This is a genomic window from Poritiphilus flavus (assembly GCF_009901585.1).
Taxonomy (GTDB): domain Bacteria; phylum Bacteroidota; class Bacteroidia; order Flavobacteriales; family Flavobacteriaceae; genus Poritiphilus; species Poritiphilus flavus.
Genome location: NZ_WXYO01000008.1, coordinates 15,105 through 27,003, shown reverse-complemented (window position 1 = coordinate 27,003; position 11,899 = coordinate 15,105). Strand labels below are relative to the sequence as shown.

Genomic DNA, 11,899 nt, shown 5'->3' with positions numbered 1-11,899 from the left:
TAAAGTAAGCCATCTTTCTCATCAAAAAATATAAAAAATAGATCAAATTTTAGAAGAAATAGATCAGGATTAGCTGGAAATCTGCACTTTAACTACGGAAATCAAGCGGGCCTTCTGCTAAATTCAACAGAAACACCAAGCGGTTTCAAAGTGATAAGGGGATTGACTTTTACATCCTTCATCCCCGTAGTCAGCTGATAGTGTTTAATCAGGTAAGATACCGCAAGAACCATTTCGTAAACTGCAAAACCCATTCCTATGCACATGCGGGGTCCTGCTCCAAAAGGATAGTAAATTCCTGCGGTCTTTTTTTTATGATCCCCCAGAAAACGCTCAGGCCAAAAAAGATCCGGTTTTTCCCAATACTCGGGATGGCGATGCAATTCGTAAAAAGAGACTCCAACGAGGGTATCTTTCCGTATATAATATTCCCCCATCTGGTCGTCTTCCAGGTTTTCCCTATCGGTTATCCAGGCCGGTGGGTATAGTCGCATGGCCTCGTCAATCACAGCCCTGGTGTATTTTAATTGCTGAATTCTTTCCAGGGATGAATGGCTGTTCTTTTCCACTTCCCTGATCTCCTCTAACACTTTCTCCTGAACTTCCGGATGCCGGGCCAATAAGTGAGAGGTAAAGGTGAGCGCATTGGCCGTGGTTTCATGCCCTGCAACAAAAAGTATGGAAATCTCGTCTATCAATTGCTGAGTGCTCATCGGCTCGCCACTATCCTCATAGCGTGTGTCAAGAAGCATATCCAAAAGGTCTGAGTGCTCTTCCCCGGAGTTTTTTCTTTCTTCAATGATGCTGCGAATGATCTGCTGACTTTCTGCCGCCAGTTCACGATGTTTTTTCACCTGACCGCTCAGCCGGAACCACCAGCCCTTATGAGGTAAGCGGACTTCCTTAACCAAAAATACCTGGACCTTTTCAATGATCCGCTGAAGCCGTGAAAGTTTCTCTTCATCAACAGAAAGGTGAAACAAGGATTTGGCGACCACCTTAAAGGCCAATTCATTCATAACCGGAAATACAGGGATCTCAACCGTACTATCCAGGTTCGCGAGTTGAGAAGCTATATTGTGTTCCATCCTGTCAATCAGCTGTACCATTTTGTCTTTGTGGAAGGCTGGCTGGATCAGCCTGCGCTGCTTAAGCCAGAAGTCGCCGTTTGAGGTAAGCAAACCATTCCCCAGGTACTTGGAAAGGTAGTTGGTCTGAATGGAGGATTTGTAGTAGTTCTTGTGGTTTTTCTGGAGGATGTGTTGCACCACTTCCTTATCCCTGGATAACATCAGGTGTTTCTTCCTCCCGATCTTGACGGAAAAAGTATCCCCATAGGTTTCAAAAAAACGGCGATGAAAGGGAATCGGATTTTTTCTTATCGCTTCGGCTTTAAGGAAAAAGTTAAGTAGGGGCAGTTTCTTTGGATAGCTATATGTTTTAGGGGCAGCCATAACTATCGTTCAAAAAAGTCCGCCCTGGGTGCCTCCTTTTAGTTTTCCGAGATGTTTGTAAGCCAGTTCCGTTACCTCACGCCCCCTTGGGGTTCGCATGATAAATCCCTGTTGTATGAGGAAGGGTTCGTATACCTCTTCTATAGTCTCAGCATTCTCAGAAACCGCGGTAGCAAGGGTGGTGATCCCTACCGGTCCGCCCTTGAATTTTTCAATGATCGTAGCCAGTATTTTGTTGTCCATCTCGTCCAGCCCATGGGTATCCACGTTCAGGGCTTTTAAGCCATATCGCGATATCTCAATATCTATATTCCCATTGCCTTTTATCTGGGCAAAATCCCGTACACGGCGTAAGAGTGCATTACTGATACGTGGCGTTCCCCGGCTCCTTCCCGCGATCTCTATGGCCGCTTCCTGGGTGATAGGAACTTTGAGGATGTCCGCACTTCTTTCCACGATAGTAGACAGTAATTCGGTAGTGTAATATTCCAGCCTGCTGGTTATTCCAAAACGCGCCCGCATTGGGGCGGTGAGAAGACCTGATCGGGTTGTAGCCCCAACCAGGGTAAAGGGATGCAGGTTTATTTGCACGGATCGGGCATTGGGCCCGGTTTCGATCATAATATCGATCTTATAATCTTCCATGGCGGAATAGAGGTACTCTTCTACTATGGGAGAAAGGCGATGAATCTCATCAATGAAGAGCACGTCCCGTTCTTCGAGGTTGGTAAGCAAACCGGCAAGGTCTCCCGGCTTGTCCAACACAGGACCGGAAGTAACTTTAATACCTACCCCCAATTCATTGGCCAGAATATGGGCCAGGGTAGTTTTTCCCAACCCGGGGGGTCCGTGAAATAAGGTGTGGTCTAAAGCTTCATTGCGCAGATTAGCCGCTTCTACGAAGACTTTCAGGTTTTCCAAAACCTGTGCCTGCCCCGTAAAATCATCAAAAGTTACCGGTCTTAAGGCTCTTTCAATATCTAATTCTTCCTGGGAAAAATTCTCGGCTGAAGGATCTAAGTGCTCGTTCATCTTCAAACAAAGATAGTAAAAAGAAATGCTGTTAAGGCTCGTGAACCATGGGATTGAACATGATAATTATCATCTTTTTTACAAAGATTTATCCCATACTTTGCACTGTATTAATAAGGCACTTTTAACTTTTAAGGTATTAATGTTCAACTCTCAAAACAGCAATTCAATGACAACTACTTTTAACCTTAAACAATACGGAATCAATACGGAAACCATTTACAGAAATAGCAGTGTACCAGTGTTGTACGAGCTAGGTTTGCGCCTGGAAAAGGGTACGGCCATCTCTGATGTAGGGGCTTTAATGACCTACTCAGGCCACAAGACCGGACGTAGTCCTAAAGATAAAAGGGTAGTAAAACATCCAGACTCTGAAAAACACATTGATTGGGGAGATATCAATATCGCATTGGACGAGCATACCTTTATGGTAAACCACGAAAGAGCGATAGATTACCTGAATATTTGTGATCACCTATATGTTGTGGATGCTTTCGCAGGATGGGATCCCAAATATCGCCTCAAAATACGGATCATATGTACCAGGGCCTATCACGCTTTGTTCATGCAGAACATGCTGATCATGCCAACTGCCGAGGAACTTGCCAATTTTGGTGAACCTGATTACGTAGTACTGAACGGTGGAGGTTTTCCTGCAAACCAGTACACTTCCAATATGACATCCAAAACCAGTATTGACGTAAACCTAGAACGCAAAGAGATCGTAATTCTGGGGACACAGTACGCCGGAGAAATGAAAAAAGGTGTTTTCTCTATCATGAATTACCTCATGCCACTGGAAAATGTACTTCCAATGCACTGTTCTGCCAACGTAGGAGAAAATGACGATGTGACCATACTTTTCGGGCTTTCAGGAACCGGAAAAACTACCTTAAGTGCAGATCCTAAGCGTAAACTCATCGGGGATGATGAGCACTGCTGGACAGACGACGGTACTTTCAATATAGAAGGTGGATGCTACGCGAAAGCTATCAATCTTTCAGAAGAAAACGAGCCGGACATCTATAACGCGATCCGCTTCGGAACCGTACTGGAGAACGTGGTTTACGACAAGAATACCAGAAAGGTGGATTACACGGATACTTCCATTACACAGAATACCAGGGCATCTTACCCAATTGACTTCATTGACAATATTCAAATGCCTTGTATTGCAGGACATCCGGAAAACATCATTTTCCTTACCTGTGATGCCTTTGGTGTATTACCTCCGGTAAGTAAGCTTACTCCGGAACAAGCCAGTTACCACTTTATCTCCGGTTATACGGCAAAAGTTGCCGGTACTGAAATGGGGGTAACCGAGCCACAGGCCACCTTTAGCGCTTGTTTTGGAGCTGCCTTTATGATGTGGCACCCTAACCGCTACGCGGAACTACTCGCCGAGAAAATCAAAGAACACAAGGCAACAGCCTGGTTGGTAAATACCGGATGGACAGGCGGTGCTTATGGTGTGGGCTCAAGGATGAAGTTGAAGTATACCAGGGCCATGATAGATGCCATTCACAACAAGGATTTTGAAAATGTTGAATTTGTACGAGACGAAGAATTCGGATTCCAGATCCCAACAACATGTCCTAATGTACCTTCTGAGGTCCTTATCCCAAAAAATACCTGGGAAGACAAGGAGGCCTACACAGAGGTAAAAAAGAAACTCGTCAATTTGTTTGTAGAGAATTTCAAACAATTTGAAGCCGGCGTAAATGAAGAAATCGTCAAAGCCGGTCCCGAGGTAGATATGTCACTACAGGTTTAGCTAGCTGCTAATCCATTTCTTAGGGAAACCCTGTCCAGAGTGGGCAGGGTTTTCTTTTGCATTCTTTATCTTTAAAGAGAAAACCTGAAAGACAAAAGATGCAGCATACGGATTATTCCCCCGGAGTACTTCAATACATTCCTTTCTTTTACGTGATCTGGTCCGATGACCTCTTGTCCGCCTCAGAGGTCTCCGTAATAAAAACTGCCGTTGCCGGAGATAAAACCTTAGAGGTAGAAGATCGAAAGTTGCTAAATAATTGGCTAAATCGCGGCAATCCACCACTGAACGGAGAGCTGAAAAACTGGCAACGCACCATTTCAAATTCCGGTATTGCCCTGGTGGAGAGTGATACCTATCCTTTGAGTACCTTCAGTCAAAAGATCGTATGCCATTACAATGCTGAATGCCCTTTTAATGACTACCTCAAGGATATTGAATTGAATCTGGGAATACAACCCAACCACTACAACCATCTTTTCGATGTGGAGGTGGTACACGAAAGAAGTTCAGGCTATTTCGATCCTAATGAGCTGGACAAAATCTTAAAAGGAGATTATTCCAGGGAGATCGACACTTTCCGCAATACCCTGGCGGATCCTTTGTTCCAATGGCAGATCTACAGGGACAAGGAGAAATTCCGGCCAAATGTGCTGTTGCAGTTAAAGCATCTGGCCAAAAAAGGATATGGTGCAAGGGCCTACCCCAGGGAATACGGAGGTATAGGCGATATAAACACCTATGCCGCGATTTTTGAGAACCTGATGTTTGCAGATGGCAGCCTGGCCGTAAAATTCGGGGTACAATTCGGCCTGTTCGGCGGAAGTATCCAAAAGCTGGGTACCAGACTGCATCATGACCGCTATCTGGCCCAGACCGCAAAGGGTGAATTACTCGGCTGTTTTGCCATGACAGAGACCGGTCACGGTTCCAATGTCCGCGGCGTAAAGACCACAGCCACTTACGAGCAGGAGACAGATACCATCGTAATAAACACCCCCGGAAAGAATGACAACAAGGAGTATATCGGTAACGCACTACACGCCAGTATGGCTACGGTATTTGCCCAACTGATCGTCAATGGAAAGAACGAAGGTGTGCATGCGGTCCTGGTTCCTTTAAGAGATCAATCCCATCAGGTACTGGAAGGTATCACCATTGAGGACAACGGATACAAACTTGGTCTTAACGGTGTGGACAATGGAAAAATCTGGTTTAGACAGGTTAGGGTCCCAAGGGAAAACCTGCTCAATAAATATGGGGAAATCACTGACGAGGGAACATATTACTCCAGTATCAAGAACCCGAACAAACGGTTTTTTACGATGCTGGGGACGTTGGTAGGTGGTAGGATATGTGTTGCCAAAGGAGCGTTGAGCGGTGCGAAAATGGCATTGGCCATAGCCGTAAAATACGGACTGAGGCGGAGGCAGTTCAATGACAATGTAAAGGTGCAGGAAGATCTGATCATGGACTACCCGAGTCATCAGCTCAGGCTTACCCCTGCGGTTGCCAAGTCATACGTATATCATATCTCCCTCGCCAGGCTCATGAAAGAGTACAGTGATGAGGGAAATTCCGATATGCGTAAGATAGAGACACAGGTAGCGGGCCTCAAAGCGGTAGTGACCTGGTTTGCAACGGAAACCATACAGGAGTGCAGGGAAGCCTGCGGTGGCAAAGGTTACCTCATAGAAAACCGTATTCCGGATATTAAGGGGGATACAGATATATTTACGACGTTCGAGGGAGACAATACGGTACTGATGCAGCTTGCCGCCAAAGGTGTGCTGTCTGATTTCAAGGCAGAATTCAACAGCGCCGGTTTCGCATCTGTTCTGAAACTTCTGGGGTCTCAGATCGGTGCAAAGCTCGCTGCCATCAATCCGGTTTATACCAATAAGGTAGACAAGGAGCACCTGTATAATCCGGAATTTCATCAGCACGCCTTTAACTACCGCACCAAAAGGCTAACCTATACCCTTGCCATGCGTATACGGGATTATATCAAAAGAGGAATGCCCTCATACCAGGCTTTTCTTAAGGTACAAACTCATCTGCTGGCCCTGGGAAAGGCCTATAGTTGTCAACTGGCGTACGAGCACTTTGTAGAATACAGCAGGGGAATGGAAGATGAAAAATACCGCTTGTTGTTCCAAAAGTTGGGAACGCTATACGCATTGCACGAGATCAGAACGGATGCCAGCTGGTACCTGGAACAGGGGTATTTAGGCAGCACAAAATCCAAAGCGATCAGACAGCGTGTAGAAAGGCTTTGTACGGAGCTCAGACCACATATTGAATCCCTGGTTGACGGTTTTGGTATACCGCAATCATGTCTTACGGCTCCAATCGCGAATTAATCGTTCCGTTTGTACAGTTCCGCGGTATCCAGGAATTCGTTGATGGATATTTTAGGGTCTCCGTAGAGATAAACCTTTGGAGAGCCCTTGGCAGAGAGTTCCAGGTTCTTATAAGCGTAAATTCGGGCACTGGATGTTTCTTCCAAACTTGCGTGAACCACTGCGGCTTCATAAGACTTTCCCTTAAAGTTGGAGCTTTCGTATAATTTCAGGTCCAGGGTATCCATAGTCCCTTCCATACGGGCAGAGGCATTCTTATGCATCTCGAGCCGGTTCTTCTCGCCTACCACATAAATGCTGGCATCTACGCGATCTTTTAGCACAACATTTAGGGAGTCAGTGTCCAGGTTAAGATCAGCCGAACTTATTCCCTCCATATTGAGATGGGTAACTATTGCACTGGCATTTAGTTGTAGCCTGGACGCGCCATAGGTATTGATGAAAAGGTCTTCCGTAGACAACATATCCTCATTACGCAGTATACCTTCTTTAAGGGTTATTCCACTCAATTCTGTGTATTGAATGGTAATTTCAAGCTTTTTCTTTGAGGTAACCTTATAAAAAGAACTGATGATCAGTGTACCGTCTTCCACTTTGAACTTTAGAATATCAATAAGGTTATCGTCCGCGGTAATAAGGTAACCAGGCGCAGTAGACTTCTGCAGGTCTACTTCAAGGTCGTCTTCAAGTTCAATGGCGTTAAAGGGTGGTAATGCCTCCTGTACTTCAATAACGCTACGGTTTCCTTTGATCTTGGGCTTGCGTTGGGCATTAACCAGGGTCAACCCCATTATGAGCATTGCTAGAGTTATACATTTCATTTTCATAAGTCTGGTGTTTAGATCTATAACGGAAAAAGCTGTACCTAAATATAAGACACAATGGAAAAATAAATGTCACTAAATTCCGCCTATAAAAAAAGCCCATCAAAAGATGGGCCATTTTATATGTTTTGAGAGCGACCTTAATGGTGCAATTCTTCCTCATCTTCCTGTAGCGGAAGGGTTTGAGGCACGAAATCCTGACCTTCAATGATGTATTCCCCATTTTCATAGGTCTTACTGTAGTCGTAAGGCCAGCGATGTACGTGCGGGATGGCACCAGCCCAGTTTCCGTGGAAGTGTTCCTGTGGCGCCGTCCATTCCAGGGTAGTAGCGTTCCATGGGTTCTGAGGTCCTCGTTTGCCGTAGAATATGCTACGTACAAAGTTATAGGCGAAAACCAATTGGGCCGCTGCTGTGATCAATGCAAAGACAGTCATCAGCACCTGAACATCCGTAAGTTCATCGAACATTGGGAATGCCGTATTTTCATAATATCTACGAGGTACACCCGCCATCCCGACAAAGTGCATTGGGAAAAATATTCCATAGGATCCTACCGCCGTCACCCAGAAGTGGATATAACTCAGATTCTTATTCATCATTCTGCCCTGGAACATTTTAGGGAACCAGTGGTAGACTCCCGCGAATAGACCATACAAGGCGGAGATACCCATAACAAGGTGGAAGTGTGCCACTACGAAATAAGTATCGTGAACGTTAATATCCAGCGTACTATCTCCAAGTATGATTCCCGTCAATCCTCCGGTAATGAAGGTAGAAACCATACCAATGGAAAAGAGCATGCCGGCATTGAGTTGCAGGTTCCCTTTCCAAAGCGTCGTAATCCAGTTGAAAGCTTTAACCGCAGATGGGATCGCGATCAGCAAAGTTGTAAATGTAAATACTGAGCCCAGGAAAGGATTCATCCCGGAAATAAACATATGGTGACCCCATACTATGGTAGACAGAAATGCAATCGCCAGGATGGAGGCTATCATCGCCCGGTAACCAAAGATTGGTTTCCGCGCGTTTACTGACATCACCTCAGATACCATCCCCATTGCAGGTAAAATAACGATATATACCTCGGGGTGTCCTAAGAACCAGAACAGGTGTTCAAAAAGTACCGGAGAACCACCCTGGTAGTGCAATACCTCTCCCTGGATAAATATATCCGATAAGAAGAAAGAGGTACCAAAACTTCTGTCCATGATCAGCAACAAGGCAGCGGAAAGAAGTACCGGGAAAGAAATAACCCCGATTATCGCGGTAACCAGGAAAGCCCAGATAGTAAGCGGTAATCTGGTCATAGACATTCCTTTGGTCCTCAGGTTGATTACCGTTACTATATAGTTTAGTGATCCCAATAAGGAGGAGGCAATAAATACCGCCATGGATACCAGCCAGAGTGTCATCCCCATACCGGAACCCGGCTGCGCCATAGGTAAGGCACTGAGCGGAGGGTATATGGTCCAACCCGCGGCAGCAGGCCCTGCCTCAACGAAGAGGGAAATTACCATGATCACACTTGAAAGGAAGAACATCCAATAGGATAACATATTCAAGAAGCCAGAAGCCATATCGCGAGCTCCGATCTGCAATGGTATCAGGAGGTTACTAAATGTACCAGACAAACCTGCTGTCAATACAAAGAATACCATGATAGTACCGTGTATGGTTACCAATGCCAGATAAACATCCGCATCCATAACCCCATCTGGCGCCCATCTTCCTAAAACCGCCTCAAAAATCGGGAAGGATTCTCCAGGCCAGGCCAACTGCATCCGGAACAACAGGGACATGGCTATACCTATGAAGCCCATGATCAGACCGGTAATCAGGTACTGCTTTGAGATCATTTTATGATCCTGGCTGAAGATGTATTTCGTAATAAAGGTTTCCTTGTGGTGGTGATGATCGTGGTCGTCTGCGTGATCATCCGCGTGATGCGCCACTTGTGCCTCTGCAATTGTAGACATAATCCTTTCTTTAATTTATTATTTTTCTTTTTATAGCCATTTTATTATTCAGCAGGTGCCATGGTTTGGCTAAAAGTCTGCTGACTTTCCATCCATGCATTGTATTCCTCTTCGGTCTCTACGATGATCTTCATCTGCATATTGTAATGCGATTTACCACAGATCTTATTACACAGTAATACATAGTCAAACTCCCATGGATCGGAGTTGGGTTCACCGTTCGCGGCTCTTTCCGCCCTTATTTTATTCGTCCGCTTCACCTTGTCTACCACATCAGGGTTCAGCCTCATTTGTTCTGTTGTTATAGTGGGGGTAAATGAAAACTCCGTTGTCATACCGGGTACACAGTTCATCTGTGCCCTGAAGTGCGGCATATAAGCTGAGTGCAGCACATCCTGAGAGCGGAATTTAAAGTTAACCTTGCGACCAACAGGCAGGTGAAGTTCCTTTACAATCACGTCATCCGAAGCGTTCGGGTCAGATTCATCCAATCCAAGAACATTCGCCCTGTTAATATCTATCATCCGTACGTTCGCCAGTCCAAGTACATTGTCTTCCCCACCGTAACGGGCGGTCCAGTTGAATTGTTGGGCGTATAGTTCTACGATAAGGGGATCGTCTTCATCATTGACATCCATGATATTCGTCCAGGTATACAGACCCCAAAGGATAAGACCGGCAAGTACGATAACCGGAATAATTGTCCAAATGAATTCCAGCCTATCATTGTCGGCAAAGAAAAGCGCTTTTTTACCTTTTTCTCCCCTGTACTTATAAGCGTAATAATGAAGTAACGCCTGGGTAAGGGTCTGCACGAAGAAGATAATCACAAACGAGATCAGCATCAGGTAATCATAATCCCCGCCATGGGCTGAGGCCGCCTCCGGAAGCAGTACTTTTCCGTATTTCCAAAAACTAAAAATAGTGATCCCGTAGATAAAGATCAGAAAAGCGAACATCAGATAGCCATTGTACTTGTTATCCGTATCGTTTGCTATTTCCGTTTGCGCTGTTTTTAACTGTGACAATTCGAACATTTTGGTCATCTGCCAAATTGCAATCGCCACTAGGACTAAAACAGTTATGGTCAATAATACAGTCATCTCGTAAAGCTGATATTAAACTTTTTACTTATTAATAATGAAATTGCCTACTTTCTTCAATAAAGGGGTTTCGCTTCGGTTGCAATGGTGCCAGGGTCAGTTCTCTAAAGACTATGAAAATGAACAGTCCGCTAAAGAAAAGTATAGAACCGATTTCCGGTAATCCAATATACCACTGATCCCCAACTGTTGCGGGCATGATCATATTAAATACATCCAAATAATGTCCGCAAAGGATCACGATTCCCGTCATTACTACAAACCAGTTAACACGCTTGTAATCACTATTCATCAAAAGCAGAAGTGGGAAAATAAAGTTCATCGCGAGCATCCCGAAGAAAGGCAATTTGTAATCCTCGATCCTGGTTACAAAATATGTTACCTCTTCCGGAATGTTTGCATACCAAATAAGCATAAACTGTCCGAACCACAGGTAAGTCCAGAAAATACTAATGGCGAACATGAACTTGGCCAGATCGTGAATATGGCTGTCATTTACATCGGGCAGGTAACCTTTGGATTTCAGATAAATGGTGATCATGGCTATAACCGTGATACCAGACACGAACATACTGGCAAATACATACCAGCCAAAAAGCGTACTGAACCAGTGTGGATCTACGCTCATGATCCAATCCCATGACATCATGGATTCGGTTACGAGATAGAACACCAGGAATCCGGCAGACCACCTGAAATTCTTTTTAAAGTTTGAGTTGTCATCAGACTCGTCCTGAGCCAGCGAAAGCTTTCTGGAATACTGACGATAAAATATCCATCCTCCCAGGAACAAAGCAGCTCTGATGAGGAAGAAAACAGGATTCAGATAACCTGATTTATTTTGTAGTAATTCGTCGTGGGCCACAACATCCGCATCCATCCAGGTGAACATATGATTCATGTGCATCACAGAAAGCACGAGTATCACAAAAACGATGATACCTCCAGGCACCAAATAGGCGGTTATTCCCTCCATAACACGGAATAACAAGGGAGACCATCCCGCCTGAGCCGCACGTTGTACCGCATAAAAAGCCAACACGCCCAAAGCGATCATAAAGAAAAAGAAGGCAGCAACATAAACGGCCGCCCAGGGACGGTTTTGCAGTTGGTGAAGTACATGCTCATCATGGGCGGCATCATGACCTTCACCGTGAGCCGCAGCGGCTCCTTGTTCCTCGGTCATTGCGTGTGTGGTGTCTTCTCCGTGAGCACCACCATGCCCGTCATCGTGAGCAGCAGCTACAATAGCTTTTGCTTCTTCAACCGTGCCAGGGGCGTTAACAAAGCCGATGCCTATCCCCAGTATTCCCAGGGCCATCAGGATGAAAGACCCTATCCTTAGTCGGTTTGAAAATGTGTACATATTC

Annotated in this window: 8 protein-coding genes; 2 read left to right on the top strand and 6 right to left on the bottom strand. The window is 45.2% G+C overall.

Annotation, left to right across the window (positions count from 1 at the left end; genetic code table 11):
- Positions 1-101: 101 nt before the first annotated feature.
- Together GTQ38_RS17260 and ruvB are read right to left on the bottom strand one after the other, a co-directional pair.
- Entirely contained in the window at positions 102-1,454 is a 1,353-nt protein-coding gene (locus GTQ38_RS17260; protein ID WP_161436824.1) for a cytochrome P450, read from the bottom strand.
- Between the two features lie 9 nt (positions 1,455-1,463).
- The gene (gene ruvB, locus GTQ38_RS17255; protein WP_161436823.1) at positions 1,464-2,486 is read right to left on the bottom strand and encodes a Holliday junction branch migration DNA helicase RuvB; all 1,023 of its coding nucleotides are present in this window, start codon (positions 2,484-2,486) and stop codon (positions 1,464-1,466) included.
- Between the two features lie 169 nt (positions 2,487-2,655).
- Between ruvB and pckA the strand changes: the two genes are divergently transcribed.
- Positions 2,656-4,260: a phosphoenolpyruvate carboxykinase (ATP) gene (pckA, locus tag GTQ38_RS17250; protein WP_161436822.1), complete on the top strand. Its 1,605-nt coding sequence runs from the start codon at positions 2,656-2,658 to the stop codon at positions 4,258-4,260.
- Between the two features lie 98 nt (positions 4,261-4,358).
- Positions 4,359-6,623, top strand: coding sequence for an acyl-CoA dehydrogenase family protein (locus tag GTQ38_RS17245; protein WP_161436821.1), 2,265 nt, complete (start codon positions 4,359-4,361; stop codon positions 6,621-6,623).
- On the opposite strand, the gene GTQ38_RS17240 is transcribed toward GTQ38_RS17245, so the two are convergent.
- The 4 genes from GTQ38_RS17240 to GTQ38_RS17225 all read right to left on the bottom strand — a co-directional run bounded on the left by GTQ38_RS17240 (position 6,620) and on the right by GTQ38_RS17225 (position 11,895).
- Positions 6,620-7,450: a GIN domain-containing protein gene (locus tag GTQ38_RS17240; RefSeq protein ID WP_238858005.1), complete on the bottom strand. Its 831-nt coding sequence runs from the start codon at positions 7,448-7,450 to the stop codon at positions 6,620-6,622. The genes GTQ38_RS17245 and GTQ38_RS17240 overlap by 4 nt on opposite strands.
- Positions 7,451-7,587: 137 nt before the next feature.
- On the bottom strand, positions 7,588-9,426 hold the full coding sequence (locus tag GTQ38_RS17235) for a cytochrome c oxidase subunit I (protein ID WP_161436820.1): 1,839 nt from the start codon (positions 9,424-9,426) through the stop codon (positions 7,588-7,590).
- A gap of 44 nt (positions 9,427-9,470) precedes the next feature.
- The gene (locus GTQ38_RS17230) at positions 9,471-10,529 is read right to left on the bottom strand and encodes a cytochrome c oxidase subunit II (protein WP_161436819.1); all 1,059 of its coding nucleotides are present in this window, start codon (positions 10,527-10,529) and stop codon (positions 9,471-9,473) included.
- 31 nt (positions 10,530-10,560) lie between these two features.
- Positions 10,561-11,895 (bottom strand): quinol:cytochrome C oxidoreductase, encoded by a 1,335-nt coding sequence (locus tag GTQ38_RS17225; RefSeq protein ID WP_161436818.1) that lies wholly within the window; start codon positions 11,893-11,895, stop codon positions 10,561-10,563.
- Between the last annotated feature and the right edge of the window lie 4 nt (positions 11,896-11,899).